This is a genomic window from bacterium (genome assembly GCA_035295165.1).
Classification (GTDB): domain Bacteria; phylum Sysuimicrobiota; class Sysuimicrobiia; order Sysuimicrobiales; family Segetimicrobiaceae; genus JAJPIA01.
The window spans coordinates 1-15,335 of the sequence record DATGJN010000015.1; the positions used below are offsets into that span (position 1 = coordinate 1).

Below are 15,335 nucleotides of genomic sequence, written 5' to 3' on the forward strand. Positions count from 1 at the left end.
CGGCTGCACACGGAGGCGAAGACGCGGGTCACGTTCGAGGACGTGGCGGGGGTGGAAGAAGCGAAGGAGGAGCTCGAGGAGATCATCGAGTTCCTGCGGCATCCGAAGAAGTTCCAGGCGCTGGGGGCGAAGATCCCGCGGGGGGTGCTGCTGGTCGGCCCGCCGGGGAGCGGGAAGACGCTGCTGGCGAAGGCGATCGCGGGCGAGGCGGGGGTGCCGTTCTTCTCGATCTCGGGCAGCGAGTTCGTGGAGATGTTCGTCGGGGTCGGGGCGAGCCGGGTGCGCGATCTGTTCGATCAGGCGAAGAAGTCGGCGCCGTGCCTGGTGTTCATCGACGAGATCGATGCGGTGGGGCGGCAGCGGGGCGCCGGGCTCGGCGGCGGGCACGACGAGCGGGAGCAGACGCTGAACCAACTGTTGGTGGAGATGGACGGGTTCGACCCGAACTCGGGGATCATCGTGATCGCCGCGACGAACCGGCCGGACATTCTGGACCCGGCGCTCTTGCGGCCGGGGCGGTTCGACCGGCGGATCGTGGTGGACAACCCGGACGCGAAGGGGCGGCGGGCGATCCTGGACGTGCACGCGCGGGGGAAGCCGATCGGGGAAGACGTGAACCTGGACGTGCTGGCGCGGCGGACGCCGGGGTTCAGCGGGGCGGATCTGGCGAACATGGTGAACGAGGCGGCGCTGTTGGCGGCGCGGCGGAACAAGAAGCGACTGGGGAAGGCGGAGTTCGACGAGGCGATCGAGCGGGTGATCGCGGGGCCGCAGCGGAAGAGCCGGATCCTGGGGCCGAAGGAGCGGGAGCTGACGGCGTACCACGAGGGCGGGCACGCGCTATTGGGCAAGCTGGTGCCGCAGGCGAACCCGCCGCACAAGGTGACGATCCTGCCGCGGGGGATGGCGCTGGGGTACGTGATCCCGCTGCCGCAGGAGGAGAAGTACACGCTGACGCGGGGGGAGATCCTGGCGAACATCACGGCGATGCTGGGCGGCCGGGTGGCGGAGGAGGTCACGTTCGGGGAGATCACGACCGGGGCGGCCAACGACTTCGAGAAGGCGACCGAGCTGGCGCGGAAGATGGTGACCGAGTTCGGGATGTCGGACAAGCTCGGGCCGCTGACGCTGGGGACGAAGCACGGGCCGGTGTTCCTGGGGCGGGACCTCGTGGAGAGCCGGAACTACTCGGACGAGATCGCCTACGAGATCGACAAGGAGGTCCGCCGCATCATCGACGAGTGCTACAGCCAGGCCCGGCAGCTACTCTTCGCCCGCCACGACCTGCTGGAGCGGATCGCCAAGGCACTGCTGGAGCGGGAGTCGCTCGAGAGCGACGAGCTCGATGCGCTCATCGCGGGTCAGCCCCTGCCGTCGAACACACCGGCGCCCGCGACGGCCACGGCGACTCGGGATCGTGCCGTCGTCGCGACAGCCAGCACCTAGCGCCGGCAGCCGTGCGGCCCCAGAGCCGCTCCCACACAGATCCCGACGTTCCTCCGAGGCGCGTCTGTGCGAAATACTCTCGCCGCCGGATACCCAGTATCGGTCCGTGAGCGTACGTTGAATGAGGGCCAAGGATCGGTCCCATTCCTCGTGTTTGCCCCCGATGGTGAAAGGAGGAACGTAATCATGTCGATGCAGACCGTTCCGCGAAACATCCTCGATCCGGTTCGCGCTCAGCTCAAGCTGCAGGCGCGTTACGACAATTTCATCGGCGGCCGATGGAGGGCGCCGGTACAAGGGCAATACTTCACCGACACGAGCCCGATCAACGGAACGCCCCTCTGTGAGGTGGCGCGGTCGACCGCCGAGGATGTTGAGCTCGCGCTCGACGCCGCGCACGTCGCGAAGGATTCCTGGGGGCGTACGGCTCCGGCCGTTCGAGCCCAGATCATGAACAAGATTGCGGATCGCATCGACGCAGGGCTCGAGGTCCTTGCTCTCGCCGAGACGATCGATAACGGCAAGCCGATCCGGGAGACCCGCGCCGCCGACGTGCCCCTGGCGGCCGATCACTTCCGGTACTTCGCCAGCTGCATCCGTGCCGAGGAAGGCACGCTGGCCGAACTCGACAACGACACCGTCGCCTACCACTTCCGCGAGCCGTTGGGCGTGGTCGGCCAGATCATCCCGTGGAACTTCCCACTCCTGATGGCGGCGTGGAAGCTGGCTCCGGCCCTGGTTGCCGGCAACTGTGTCGTGATCAAACCCGCCTCGCAAACACCGCTGAGCCTGGCGCTGCTGATGGGCATGATCGGCGACCTGCTTCCGCCCGGCGTGCTGAACGTCGTCAACGGCTATGGGTCCGAGGTCGGCGCGCCGCTCGCGTCGAGCCCCCGGATCGCCAAGGTGGCGTTCACCGGCGAGACGACCACGGGCCGGCTGATCATGCAGTACGCCTCCGAGAACCTGATTCCGATGACATTGGAGCTCGGCGGGAAGTCGCCGAACATCTTCCTGGCCGACGTGATGGACGCCGACGACGAGTTCCTCGACAAGGCGCTGGAAGGCTTCGCGCTGTTCGCGTTTAACAAGGGCGAAGTCTGCACCTGCCCGTCGCGGGCCCTGATCCAGGAGGCGATCTTCGACAAGTTCATGGAGCGCGCCGTGCCTCGGGTCGCCAAGATGACGCTGGGCAACCCGCTCGACCCCGCGACCATGGTCGGCGCCCAGAACTCCAAGGACCAGCTCGAAAAGATCCTGCGCTACATCGACGTTGGGAAGCAGGAAGGCGCTCGCTGCGTGACCGGCGGCGAACGTGCCTACCCGGGCGGCGACCTCGACAACGGCTACTATGTGAAGCCGACGGTGTTCGTCGGACACAACAAAATGCGCGTCTTCCAGGAGGAGATCTTCGGTCCGGTGCTGTCGGTGACCACCTTCAAGACGGTGGACGAGGCGATCGCGATCGGCAACGACACGCTCTACGGCCTCGGGGCTGGCGTGTGGTCGCGCAACGGCACGGACGCGTACCGCGTCGGGCGCGAAATCAAGGCCGGCCGCGTCTGGACCAACTGCTACCATGTGTACCCCGCCCATGCGGCGTTCGGCGGGTACAAGCACTCCGGGTTTGGCCGGGAGACGCACAAGATGATTCTGGAGCACTATCAGCAGACCAAGAACCTGCTCGTTAGCTACAGCCCGAAGGCGATGGGATTCTTCTAGGCGAGAAGGCACCGCAACGGCGCGCCGCGGGGTGGTGGATCAGGCCCCGCGGCGCCGGCGTGTGCCGGGATCCAGTGTCTCTTGCCACGCGTCGTTCGGCGTGATCGGTCGTGGTAGAATTGGCGTACGTGATCGAATGCCGTGGCCGCCGCAAGGCGAACGCGGCGGCGTGAGGCTCTCGCGAAGTGATGCGCCCAATGACGCCATCTGACCCCGGCGCACCTCAACCGTCCGGCCGCGTCGCCGCCGTGCACGGTGTAGTGCTCGATGTCGACTTTCCGTCCGGGCGTCTTCCCGCGATCGGCACCGCCCTGGTGGTCGAGCGCCCTCCGTCCCCTCCCCTCACCGTCGAGGTACACGCCCATTTGGGCCTGACGACGGTCAGGGGCGTCAGCCTGGCAGCGCCCACCGGAATCCGCCGGGGGCTTCCCGTCAACGGCACGGGACAGCCGGTACTGGTGCCGGTCGGCAACGTCGTGCTGGGCCGCGCCGTCAACGTTCTGGGCGACCCCGTGGACGGGGGACCGCCCCTCGAAAACGTGCAGGAGCGGCGGTCCATCCACGGCACCCCGCCGACGCTGGTTGAGGAGGCGTCGGCGACCACGCCGTTCGTCACGGGGATCAAGGCCCTCGACCTCCTGGCCCCCCTCCCGCGAGGCGGCAAGGCGGGGCTGTTCGGCGGCGCCGGGTTGGGCAAGACCGTCTTGATCATCGAGTTGATGCAGCGCACGGTCAGAGAATATCAGGGGATCGCCGTATTTGCCGGCATCGGCGAACGAACCCGGGAGGCCAACGAGCTGTATCTCCAGATGCGAGAGGCCGGGGTGCTCGACCGGGCGGTCCTCGTGTTCGGCCAGATGAACGAATCCGCAGGGGCCAGGTTTCGCGTCGGGTTCACCGCGCTGACGATCGCCGAGTACTTCCGGGACACCGCGCACAAGGATGTCATGATCTTCATCGACAACGTCTATCGGTTCGCGCAGGCCGGGATGGAGCTCAGCACGTCGCTGGGGCGAATCCCATCGACGGTTGGGTATCAACCGACGCTTCCCCACGAGATGGGCGCGCTGCAGGAACGGATCGCGAACACGACGGGCGGGTCGGTGACCAGCATCCAGGCGATCTACGTACCCGCGGACGACCTGACCGATCCGGCAGCGGCAACGGCCTTCAGCCATCTGGACGCGGTCACCGTGCTGTCGAGATCCGTGGCGAGCGAAGGACTCTACCCTGCCATCGACGCGCTCGCGACGTTTTCCCGACTACTCACCCCTCGCTTTGTCAGTGCCGCGCACTACGAGACGGCGCGGCAGACCCGGGAGGTCTTGGCCAAGTACGAGGAACTGCGCGACATCATCGCGATCCTGGGCATCGAGGAACTGTCGGACGAAGAACGCCAGGTGGCGTTGCGCGCCAGGCGGCTACAACGGTTCCTGACGCAACCCCTGTTTGCGACGCAGCACTTCACTGGCGTTCCCGGCGTGTTCGTGCCGCTCGACGAGACGGTGAAGGGTTTTCAGCACATTCTCTCCGGCGCGTGCGACGAACTGCCCGAGCAGGCCTTCTACATGGTCGGCACCATCGACGAAGCCTTGCGGAACGCGACACGCCTCGCGGACGCGGCGGGCGCGGACGTGCGCGACGGCGGGTGAGCACGTTGCGCCTGGTCGTGCTGACCCCACTGGCCACGGTGTTTGACGACGCGGTGGACTCGGTGATCGCGCCGTTCGCGGACGGATGGTACGGCGTGCTCCCGGGACACGCCCCCTTCCACGCCCGCGTCCTGGCCGGGGCGGTCGTGGCTCGCGTCGGGGACCGCGACCGGCTGCTCGCGACGCTCGGTGGCACGCTCACCGTGGCCGACGGCGTGGTCACGCTCCTGACCGGCGCGGCCGCGCTCGACAGAGATATGGACGCGCTGGAACGGGAGATCAGCGATGAAGTCAAACGACTCGCAGCGTTGGAGCAAGAAGCGGAAAAGCACTTCAACCAGGTCTACCGACAGCTGGCGCGTACCTTCCACGCCCGACGGCGGCGCGATGCCTGACGCGCGCCGAGGACGCCGGCCGGCCTTCTGGCAGGCGATGATCGAGCTGACGACGCTGGGCTGGCTCATCGCGCTGCCGATCGCCGCCGGTGTGCTCCTTGGCCGGTATCTCGACGTCCGCCTGGGGTCCGGAGCGGTCTGGACGCTCTCGCTCCTTGGCGCCGGCATCGCGGTCGCCGGCCTCGACGTCTACCTGGCGTTGCGCCGGGTGTTGACCGGGAGCCGCCGTGAATAGCCTCGTGGTGTTCGTCGCGGCCGGCCTGGGCGCGGGCACGCTGCACGCGCTGGCGTTCCGCCGTCTCGCCGTCGGGCTGCTGACCGTGTGGGGGTCACCGCTCGCCTTCGTCGGGGCGAGCGCCGGACTGCGAGTACTGGCGGCGCTCGCCGGCCTCCTCACACTCCGGTATTGCGGCGCCGGTGCCGCGTGCGCGGGGGCCCTCGGGTACTGGCTCGGGACCAAGGCGGTCGTGGCCCTTGCCGCCGTCGAAAGGAGTCGGTAGCGGTGGAGTTGGAACGACGCGTCGTCCTGTGGATCGCCGGCGTACCGGTCACGACGACCGTGGTGTCCACGACGGGGATGGTCGCCGTGCTGTCCGTGCTGGCCGTCCTCGCCGGCAGGACCATCCGGGCTCGGCCCAGTCGCTGGCAGGCGGTGGCCGAGTGGGGCGTTCGGGGGGTGGAAGGGCTGCTGGACGAGGTGGTTGGCGACGGACGGAGGTACCTGCCGCTCGTCGCCACCCTCGGCCTCTTCATCCTGGTCGCCAACCTCATGAGCGCGCTCCCGGCGGTCGAGGCGCCGACCGCGGACGTGAATACGCCGGCCGCGCTCGCGATCATCGTCTTCTGCTCGGTGCACTACTACGGCATGCGAGAAGCGGGCGTGTTGGGCTACTTTCGGAGGTTCACGCAGCCGGTGCCGCTGTTGTTGCCCATCAATATCCTGTCCAACCTGACGCGGACGTTCTCGCTCGCGATCCGACTCTTCGGCAACATGGTTTCGCACCAAATCATCGTAGCGATCCTGCTGCTGATTCTGCCGCTCGTGGTGCCGGCGGTCCTCGAAGTTTTCGGGATGTTCATCAGCGTTCTGCAGGCGTACATTTTCACCGTCCTGACGATCGTCTACATCGGCGGGGCGGTGCGCGCGGGGGGGGAGCTCTAGGATGTCTCCGGATCTGTTTGCCCTCATCAGCATGGGCGCCGCCGGCGTGGCAATCGGCGCAGGCGTGATCCTACCCGCTCTCGGACAGGCGCGGGCTGCCTCTCGGGCCATCGAGGCCATCGCCAGGCAACCCGCGGCCGCGCCGGTCATCACCCGCAATCTGTTCGTCGGGCTCGCGATGATCGAGTCGCAGGCGCTCTACGTCCTGATCGTGGCGCTGATCCTTCTCTTCGCGAACCCGCTGGCCGGCCTCGTACCGGCGGCGGTCGCCCGCGGCGGCCTGGCCATCTGGCTGCTTGCCGGCTCGGCCGCGGCGGCGGCCCTCGCCATCACGCTGGGGACGATGGGAAGCTCGCTCGGCCAGGGGCGAGTGACCGGCGCCGCGCTGGAGTCGATCGCCGAACAGCCGGGGGCCGGCGACCAGATTTCCACCACGCTGTTCGTCAGCCTCGCGCTTCTGGAGTCCCTCGCGCTCTACGCGCTCATCGTCGCGCTGATCCTTCTCTTCGCCAATCCGTTGGTCGACCAGATGTTCCGTCGGTAGCACGTGCTACACTTCCAGTTCTCCACCATCGTGTTCCAGATCGTGAACTTCTTCATCCTCTTGGCCGTGTTGACGTGGTTCCTCTACCGGCCGCTGCTGCAGACCATGCGGCGACGGGAAGACGACATCGCCGCGCGGCTACGGGATGCCGAGGAGCGCGCCCGTCGCGCCGACGCCGAACGTGCGCAACTGGCCGAGGAGGCCGTGCAGGCTCGGGCCAACGCGGAGGCCCTGCTCACCCGCGCTCAGGCCGAAGCAACCCAGACGCGCCAGCGCCTGCTGGACCAGACCAAACAGGAAGCCGCGCGCTACGCGGAGGAGGCGCACCAGCGGATCGAAGAGCAGGAGCGGGCCGTCCGGGAACGTCTCGAGGACACAGTCCGGAAGACGGCCGTCGCGATGGCCGGCAGCCTCATTCAGCAGGCCGCCGGGCCCCCGGTGCATCGCGCCCTCATCGAGCAACTGCTCACGGGAACCCTCGCGCCTGAGGGGATCCAGCGGGACCTGCTCCACCGGGCGGTCTCGCGTTCGAACGGCGCGATGACGGTCGAGGTGGCGTACCCCCCCTCTCCCGAGTTGACGGAGCGGATCCGCGAGGCGATCGCGCGCCTGCTCGGCGTGACCGACCGCCGCGTGGAGATCGTCGTCCGCGTGGACCCGTCGCTCCGCGCCGGCGCTCGGATCGTCGTGGAAGACGTCGTCGTGGACCTGAGCTTGAACCGTATCCTCACCGAACTCGAGCACAAGGACGCATCGCACTAGGAGATGTGAGCGATGGACTGGGAGCGTGATGTCGCGAAGGTGCTCGCAGACCTGGAGGCGCGGACACTCGACGTGGATTTCCGGCCGCGCGTCGAGGACATCGGCCGCGTGCAGCGGGTCGGCGACAGCGTGGCGTTCGTCGAAGGTCTGGGCGGCGCGACCGCGGACGAGATCGTCGTGTTCGCAAACGGCGAGCTGGGCCAGGTGTTCGATCTCGATCGCGACATCACGGCATGCGTGCTCTACGGCGCGGAGGAAGGCGTCACGGCGGGTTCTCCCGTGTTTCGGACGGGCCGCACGCCCGCGATGCCCGTGGGGGAATCCCTGCTCGGACGGGTGGTGGACGCGCTGGGCCGGCCCCTCGACGGCCTGGGGCCGATCCTCGCCACCGAATCGAGAGAGATGGAGCAAGAAGCGCCCGGGCCGCTGGACCGACAGCCGATCCGCGAGGCGCTGTTCACCGGGATCAAGGCCATCGACGCGGCCATCCCGATCGGTCTCGGCCAACGAGAACTGATCCTGGGCGACCGCGAAACGGGAAAGAGCGGCCTCGCCATCGACACGATCATCAATCAGCGCGACAGCGGTGTCGTCTGCATCTACGTGAGCGTGGGCCACAAGCGGGCCTCGGTGGTCGAGCTCGTCGAGGAGTTCCGGAAATACGGCGCCCTGTCACACAGCGTGGTCATCGTGGCGGATGCGGGAGACCCCGTGTCCCTCGTGTACCTCGCCCCGTACGCGGGATGCACCCTGGCAGAATGGTTCGCGTATCGCGGCGGGCACGCCCTGATCGTGTACGATGATCTGTCCCGCCACGCGGAAGCCTACCGAAGCTTGTCCCTGATCTTGCGTCGACCGCCCGGGCGGGAAGCCTATCCGGGCGACGTGTTCTCGGCCCACGCCCGGCTGATGGAGCGGGCGTTCAAGCTCAGCGAGTCGCGTGGCGGGGGCTCTGTGACCGCGCTCCCGATCATCGAGACGCAGCAGGGCGACATCGCGAGCTTCATTTCCACGAACCTCATCTCCATGACGGACGGCCAACTGTACCTGGACACCGCGCTGTTCACCCAGGCCCAGTTGCCGGCCATCGACATCGGGCGGTCGGTCTCGCGTGTGGGCCGGGACGCGCAGCCCGGCGCCATGCGCGATGCGGCGGCAAATCTCCGGCTGGAAATCGCGCAGTATGAGGAGGTCAGGGGCTTCGCGCGATTCGGCGCCATCCTGGACGAAGCGACCAGGGCGCAGATCGCGCGGGGAGAGCGACTGACCCGTGTGCTCGGGCAGTCGGAGCGACAGGTGGTGCCGCTCGCGGTACAAGTCGCGGAACTGTGGGCGTTGAAGTCCGGGCTGTTGGACGACGTGGCGGCGAAGCTCGTCCCGGAATTCGAGCGCCAGTTGGTCGCGCTCACCGCGGAATTTGCCCACCTGGGTCCAGAGGTCGTCGCGGCGCCCTCCATCGGGCCCGAACTCGCCCGCGATCTCCGCCGTTGGGCCGAAGCGGCCAAGGACCGGCTCGGGAGACCCGGGGGCTGATGGAGAACCTCGAGACACTCCGAGCGCACCGCCAAGGCATTCAGCGTCTGGTGCCGATCCTGGAAGCTGTTCGGTCCGTCGCCGAGATCGCGTGGCGCCGAGCCGAACGCGGCGCGCTCCCGTTGCGCCGCTACAGCACCCAGGTGCGAGATATGTTTGAACGCGTGCTGCTATCGTTGGACGAGGCGCAGCGTGAGGCGTTTCTCGGCGGCCGCTCGGCGTCGTCACCGATCGCCCTGCTCCTCGTCACGGCGGAGCGCGGGCTGGTTGGCCCCTTCAACAAGCGGCTCGTGGCCTACGGGCTGGAGTACGCGCGAACGCTCGCGGGAGAAGGGCGGACCGTGCGTTACCTCTGCCTGGGGACACGCGGGATCCGGCTGCTTGCGGGGGCGGGAGCGCCGCTACTCTACAGCCGGTCCCTCCCCTCCCTGGCCATTCCGGCCTACGTCGATGTACAGGAGATGGCCTTGGACCTCGTCGGCCTGGTGGAGCAGGGCGCGTTCGGACGCTTGCTCGTCGTGCACAACGCCCCGGTGCAGCGGTTCCAGTACGCGCCGACGACTCGGCTGCTCCTTCCCCCGGACGTCCGAAGCGACACCTCGTCCCGCCCGAGGGTCGTCGTCAAGCCGGCCACGGACACGCCGACGCTCCTCACGCACCTGCTGACCGAGCACCTGCTTGTCGGCCTGTACCAGGCGGTGCTGGAATCAGCGATCAGCGAGCAACTGGCGAGGATCTACACGATGCGGCTCGCCGTGGACAACGCCGGCAAGCTCGTCGATCGCCTCACACTCGCCTACAACCGCGCGCGACGAAACACGATCACGAACGCGCTGCTCGAGGTCGTGAGCGCCTATGAGATGATGGCGCGAGGCGAACAGCCGCGTTCGTAGGCGCGGTCGCAAGAGCGCCGCGGGCGCGCCGATCACCACCACGCGGCCGTCGGAGGGCCGTACAGTTCGCGCAGCGCCCGAGCCGTAAAGGGCCAATGGCGGGCCCGAAAGGCTCGATACTGTCTCAGCATGTGCTGATACCGCCGATCGGATGTGTGCAGGCGGCGGTGCGGCATCCGGATCAACGCGCGCTCGACCTCCCAGACGTTGCGCTCGCTCAGGCGCCAGTCGCCTCGGACCAGTTCGTCGAGGCGGCCGAGGCCGTACCCGACGATGCGCCCGGATCCATCCACGTAGGGATCGACGTAGCTCATGACCAGTTCACCGATGGTGCGGAAGACCGGCTTCCGTCCGTGGAGCCCCAAGTCCCGGGACCGCGCGACCGCGCCCCACCGCCCCGCTTGCTGGAACAGGAACACCTCGTGGTCGAGTTCGTCTTGCGACTCCAGGTCCAGGACGAACGGCGGGTACCCGCGCAGCTCGAGCACCGTCGCCGCGGTCAGCACGGCCTCGATGCAGTTCGCTTCCCCGTGCCGGACGACGCCCCGGAACGTGCGCAGCGTCTTGCCGCCGTGCTCCCAGTTGTAGGGGAGCGACCGGAGAAACCCCTGCACTTGCCGGGGAGTCCGGTGCGCGCGAATAATCCGCCGCTCCGCCGGGGTGAACGCACTCAGATCGTGCATGCGTGGCCGCTCCTCACTACGACCCGTCCGTTCCCGCGCGGCTGGCAGCGGTGGTCGACGACCCTTCGCGCGGGGCAGTCGTGTGAAATACTCCGTCCGCCCGATAGTCGCCGCCGATCTGCGAACTTAGCATGGTCACGGGTACTATACGGCTCGGGAAGGCACGTGCTCCTTCGATTTCCGGCCGTCCGGAGGTTCCGATGCCTGCCCGTGTCGTCATCAGCCCGAAGGCCGCGGCACTGGTCCGCCGCCTCCAGGAGCAGTACGGCCCGCTCATGTTCCACCAATCCGGCGGGTGTTGCGATGGCAGCGCGCCCATGTGCTTCCGCCGTGACCAGTTCCGCGTGGGCGCCGGCGACGTCCTGCTCGGCGTCGTTGAGGCGTGCCCCTTCTACATCGGCGGAGCCCAGTTCGAGACCTGGGCGCACACACAACTGATCATCGATATCGGACCGGCCGGCGGCGACAGCTTCTCACTGGAAATCCCGGAAGGCGTGCGCTTCGTCACCCGTTCTCGGGTCTTCACGGGCGCGGAGGCGGCGGACCTCGACACCGCCGGTCCCCCGCCCCGCGGGCCTGACGCGCTGAACGTCGCGGAGGCGCACCCCCGCTGAACGGCCCCGTGTCAACGTTGCTCAGCGAATCGAGAATCCTTCAGCCCACCCTTCCCGCGAGACGGGTGCCGAGGATCAATTCTACGCCCGATACGCGCTCCTTCCACAGGGACGTATCATGAGGGTGTCGCTTGCTCGATGGGAGATGGCGTGATGTTGGGATTCTCGAACCGTCAGCCTACCGATTCGCCCGCGCCCTCCAGGCGCCGCCGATGCGCGCGGTGTGGCTCGGAGGTCGCCTTACACTATGTCGGTCCAGGACGCTACTACTGCGAGTCTTGCCTTGGGCGCTTCCGGCACGCTCCCGATGTCCCATTCGACGTCGTCGCTGACGAGTGGACGGCTGAGCTCGGCGCCCTCCAGATCGCCGGAGAGCTCATCGCCGTGCGCCTGCCCATGGGCTTCTACGGACTGTGTTTGCTCACGGGCGAGAGCGCCTTCGAACTGACGACCCGCTCCATCCGGCGCCGATCACCCACCATCGGAACGGAGTCCCCGACCAACGCCCCCATCCACATGGCTCATCCCGGGTTCTCGCCAGGACCGAACGGGCGACGCCCATCGGGGCGGTGAGTCGTCTCACAGACCGGCTTTCCGATCGAGACGGCCTGTCGTCTGCATTCGTTGGCCGATCCGCCCACCGCGGCGGGACGACCGACCTCAAGGAATCCGGCGTGCGAATTGGCTCAACGAGGAACGGTCCGGTCATCCGCCGATGCCGATCATGATGCCCTCCGGCGTCTCGGCCGTCTCAGTTCGCAGAGCGGCACATAGGCCGCGCATCCGCTGAACGATCCGCGCCCGATCCGCCCCCTGCGCGAGCCCGGCCTGACACGCCCGGATCACGGTCGGGATCAATGTGAGGCGATACAACCTGCGATCCTCGACCTCTACGCGCCAGACGAACGACTCGTCGTTCCGCTCGACGTCGTCGACCGCATAATCATCGACGTAGTCTCCGCAACTGAACAGAATCGGCTTGCCTCGATGGAGCGCCACTCCGCGAAAGACATGCGGACTGTGGCCGAACACGACATCGGCTCCCCGGTCGACAAACCGGTGGGCGGCTTCCACGTGGTCCGGCGGCGGTGTATATCCCCAGTTCGGACCCCAGTGGGCGGACACGACGACGAGGTCATGGTACGCCCGCACTTCTTCAATCGCATTCAACAGCTGGTTGAATCGCGGGTCGGTCGAGACCAGCGGCACGTAACAGACGCCCGGGGCGTCGGCATGGGCCTCCCACTCCGGCATGTTATCGGTAACGGCCAGAACGGCTACGCGAACGCCGGCGGCAGAGAATGTCGCGGGCCGCCAGACCGAGTCCGCAGACCTCCCCGCCCCTGCTGGCTGGATCTGGTGCCGCCCCAGCGTGGCGATGCAGTCCTCGAGGGCATCGCGCCCGAAATCGAGCGAGTGGTTGTTGGCCAAAGAGACAGCCGTCACGCCGGCCCCGGTGAGGACGGCAACGGTCCTGGAATCGGCACGAAATGTGAACGCCTTTTCAGGCCAGGGCTCGCCGCGGTCCGCAAGCACGCACTCCAGATTGAGGACCACCGCATCCGCGGCTCGCAGCACAGGCAGGGTATCTCCCCACGGATACAGGGGCGACGTGGCGGCCACCTGTCGGTTGACAAGCCGCCCCAGCATCACGTCGCCGAGCAGAATGAGCCTCAGCACCGGCCACCCGCCGTCGGGCAACGCTCCGCAGAGGTGAGTGACACCCCGACGATTGGCGTTCGCGCTGGCGCTCCCAGCGCTTTGATAGTCGCTCACGGATCAGAAGGCAGGCCTCTCAACACCCGTCTTCCGACCGCGATGAGCGCCTTCGGCCCGCCCTCGCCGGGCGCCCCCGCGCGACCCGGTCAGTCAGATCACGGGTACGGGGCGGCGCACCCGATCGACGACCGCGCAGGCGAACACCTCCTACGCGGGCGAACCCACGCCCGCAACGATTCCGGTCCGTGCCCGCACCAGTTGAGCGAAATCGGAGTACGTCATCGTGATCATCGTGTCGTGACGCCCCGCGTTGAACAGGATCACCGGATCGCGCGCCAGCGCGCTGTCGACGAGGATCGGCACGCCGTACAGGTTCCCGAGCGGAGGCATCGCTCCGACTTCGCAGTCGGGAAAGACGTGGGCAAACTCTCGTTCGTCTGCCAGGCGAACATCCCACGCCCTGATGGCTTCCCGAATCCACGCCAGGTTGACGTGCGTCGTTGCAGGGGCGACGACCATCACAAGCTTCCCATCCGCCACAACCATCACGACCTTGGCAACGAGCCGCCCCGGCACGTGCTCCACCTTGGCCAAGTCCTGCGCGGTGCATCGAGGCGGGTGATGACTCACCTCATAGGCCACCCCTGCCTTCTCGAAATACTCCTTCAAGCGCTGGAGGCATCCTGCCCCAGGCGAAGATCGCGCCAGTGTCGGACCGATCCCTGTCATTTCGCTCACCTCCCCGGTGCGTCACCCCGCGTCCGCGCTCACTCATTCCGCAGCCGCGTGCGACTGCCCTCAAGGTCCGTTTCCAACCTCACCGTACCATTGCAGGGCGGCCCCACACCATCGGGCATCGGGCCTATTCCTCGTCGAGACCGCCCCGCAGGACCCTCCACCCGCGACACGGACATGAAGTATTGCGCTCGCCCCATAGACGGCGCGAGGCGAGCAACTCGAGCGCGATCGCAGTCCCACCCAGCCGTCTGCGCCGGATCGGCGCATCGGTCCGACCCCGGTGCGCGCCACCGAGCGGCACCGATCCCACCCGTCACAACGGGACGGGGGGTACCCCATCCGGGGCGCCCTCTCCTCGAGGCTTACGCCGCAATCGTGTCCACCCGGCCTCGACACTCGTTCGGGTGGTGCCCCGGGAACCGCCGGTCGTTGCCAGGTGGTGCGCTACCGTCGGTCCAGCGCCTCGGGATTGACCAGGCTCGGCGGCCGCTTGCCGGTGACGCCGGCGAGGCAGTTCTCCGCCGCGAGTACGGCCATCTTGATGCGCGTGGCGATGCTCGCGCTCCCCAGGTGCGGCGGCAGCACAATGTTGTCCAGTCGGAGGAGCGGCTCGTTCGCCGACGGCGGCTCGCTTTCGAGCACGTCCAACCCCGCGGCCCAGATCGTCTTGTCGACGAGGGCGCGGTACAGGGCCTGCTGATCGATGATCGGTCCCCGCGAGATATTGACGATCACGGCGGTCGGCTTCATCAGCCCAAGCTCCCGTTCCCCGATCAGATGCCGCGTCTGCGGGGTCAGGCTGGTGGTGAGCACGACGAAGTCACTCCGGCGAAGCACGTCGTCAAACGGCAGGTATGTCGCCCCCAGTTCCCGCTCGAGCCCTTCGTTCCGCCTCGGATCATGGTACAGGAGCGTCATGTTAAACCCGCGGCTCCGGCGCGCCACCGCGGAACCGATCCGCCCGAGACCGATGATTCCGAGCGTAGCGCCGTGCACATCCTGACCGGTCAACCCCATGATCTCCCATGTCTTCCATCGACCCGACCGCGTGAACTTGTCGCCTTCAACGACCCGCCGGGCGGCCGCCATCAGGAGCGCCCACGCCATGTCCGCAGTCGTCTCCGTGAGCACCTCTGGCGTGTTCGTGACCAGGATGCCCCGCTTCGTCGCCGCGCCGACGTCGATGTTGTCGTAGCCAACGGCGACCTGCGCGATCACCCGGCACCGGCGGGCCCGCTCGATCGCCTCAGCGTCCATCTTCTCGGTGAGCAGGCAGATGACTCCATCCACGTCCGCGAGCTCGCTCAGGAGCGTCTCTCGCGGGACGGGCTGATCCTCCCGCTCCCACATCCGATACTCCACCTTGCCCTCCAAGAGCTTCATCGCCGGCCCCGGCAGGGGGCGCGTGATGTAGATCCGCGGCATCGCCATGAGCAGCCTCCTCTGCGTGCAACTCAGCGCGCAGGGGCGCG

16 protein-coding genes are annotated in these 15,335 nt (G+C 67.7%); 12 read left to right on the forward strand and 4 right to left on the reverse strand.

All coding sequences use genetic code 11. The features are described 5' to 3' along the window. The 11 genes from ftsH to VKZ50_02125 all read left to right on the forward strand — a co-directional run. The coding region (gene ftsH / locus VKZ50_02075) for an ATP-dependent zinc metalloprotease FtsH (GenBank protein ID HLJ58497.1) at positions 1-1,446 on the forward strand (1,446 nt) is incomplete at its 5' end. Between the two features lie 192 nt (positions 1,447-1,638). Then, the gene (locus VKZ50_02080; protein HLJ58498.1) at positions 1,639-3,168 is read left to right on the forward strand and encodes an aldehyde dehydrogenase family protein; all 1,530 of its coding nucleotides are present in this window, start codon (positions 1,639-1,641) and stop codon (positions 3,166-3,168) included. 197 nt (positions 3,169-3,365) lie between these two features. Beyond that, entirely contained in the window at positions 3,366-4,820 is a 1,455-nt protein-coding gene (atpD, locus tag VKZ50_02085) for a F0F1 ATP synthase subunit beta (GenBank protein HLJ58499.1), read from the forward strand. Next, positions 4,817-5,215 carry a hypothetical protein gene (locus tag VKZ50_02090; GenBank protein ID HLJ58500.1) on the forward strand — a complete coding sequence of 133 codons (399 nt, stop codon included), beginning with the start codon at positions 4,817-4,819 and terminating at the stop codon, positions 5,213-5,215. The genes atpD and VKZ50_02090 overlap by 4 nt, the downstream gene beginning before the upstream one ends. Next, positions 5,208-5,450, forward strand: a complete 243-nt coding sequence (locus VKZ50_02095) for an AtpZ/AtpI family protein (protein HLJ58501.1) — start codon at positions 5,208-5,210, stop codon at positions 5,448-5,450. Before VKZ50_02090 ends, VKZ50_02095 begins: the two co-directional genes overlap by 8 nt. Next, positions 5,443-5,715: a hypothetical protein gene (locus tag VKZ50_02100; protein HLJ58502.1), complete on the forward strand. Its 273-nt coding sequence runs from the start codon at positions 5,443-5,445 to the stop codon at positions 5,713-5,715. The genes VKZ50_02095 and VKZ50_02100 overlap by 8 nt, the downstream gene beginning before the upstream one ends. Before the next feature lie 2 nt (positions 5,716-5,717). After that, complete coding sequence (gene atpB, locus VKZ50_02105; GenBank protein ID HLJ58503.1) at positions 5,718-6,377, forward strand: F0F1 ATP synthase subunit A; 660 nt, start codon at positions 5,718-5,720, stop codon at positions 6,375-6,377. A 1-nt stretch (position 6,378) separates the two neighbouring features. Beyond that, positions 6,379-6,921, forward strand: a complete 543-nt coding sequence (atpE, locus tag VKZ50_02110; protein ID HLJ58504.1) for an ATP synthase F0 subunit C — start codon at positions 6,379-6,381, stop codon at positions 6,919-6,921. A gap of 3 nt (positions 6,922-6,924) precedes the next feature. After that, positions 6,925-7,683 (forward strand): F0F1 ATP synthase subunit delta, encoded by a 759-nt coding sequence (locus VKZ50_02115; GenBank protein ID HLJ58505.1) that lies wholly within the window; start codon positions 6,925-6,927, stop codon positions 7,681-7,683. Positions 7,684-7,695: 12 nt separating this feature from the next. Beyond that, the gene (locus VKZ50_02120) at positions 7,696-9,216 is read left to right on the forward strand and encodes a F0F1 ATP synthase subunit alpha (GenBank protein HLJ58506.1); all 1,521 of its coding nucleotides are present in this window, start codon (positions 7,696-7,698) and stop codon (positions 9,214-9,216) included. After that, a complete protein-coding gene (locus VKZ50_02125) occupies positions 9,216-10,109 on the forward strand; it encodes a F0F1 ATP synthase subunit gamma (GenBank protein HLJ58507.1) in 894 nt (297 codons plus the stop codon). The genes VKZ50_02120 and VKZ50_02125 overlap by 1 nt, the downstream gene beginning before the upstream one ends. A 32-nt stretch (positions 10,110-10,141) precedes the next feature. On the opposite strand, the gene VKZ50_02130 is transcribed toward VKZ50_02125, so the two are convergent. Further along, positions 10,142-10,792, reverse strand: coding sequence for a hypothetical protein (locus tag VKZ50_02130; protein ID HLJ58508.1), 651 nt, complete (start codon positions 10,790-10,792; stop codon positions 10,142-10,144). 200 nt (positions 10,793-10,992) lie between these two features. Here VKZ50_02130 and VKZ50_02135 point away from each other — a divergent pair, with 200 nt between their 5' ends. Next, complete coding sequence (locus tag VKZ50_02135; protein ID HLJ58509.1) at positions 10,993-11,406, forward strand: DUF779 domain-containing protein; 414 nt, start codon at positions 10,993-10,995, stop codon at positions 11,404-11,406. A gap of 705 nt (positions 11,407-12,111) precedes the next feature. Here the strand turns inward: VKZ50_02135 and VKZ50_02140 are convergent. The 3 genes from VKZ50_02140 to VKZ50_02150 form a co-directional block, all read right to left on the reverse strand. Further along, the gene (locus VKZ50_02140; protein HLJ58510.1) at positions 12,112-13,086 is read right to left on the reverse strand and encodes a CapA family protein; all 975 of its coding nucleotides are present in this window, start codon (positions 13,084-13,086) and stop codon (positions 12,112-12,114) included. A gap of 246 nt (positions 13,087-13,332) precedes the next feature. Continuing rightward, on the reverse strand, positions 13,333-13,854 hold the full coding sequence (locus VKZ50_02145; protein ID HLJ58511.1) for a YbaK/EbsC family protein: 522 nt from the start codon (positions 13,852-13,854) through the stop codon (positions 13,333-13,335). Positions 13,855-14,307: 453 nt separating this feature from the next. Beyond that, the gene (locus VKZ50_02150; protein ID HLJ58512.1) at positions 14,308-15,294 is read right to left on the reverse strand and encodes a D-glycerate dehydrogenase; all 987 of its coding nucleotides are present in this window, start codon (positions 15,292-15,294) and stop codon (positions 14,308-14,310) included. Positions 15,295-15,335: the final 41 nt, after the last annotated feature.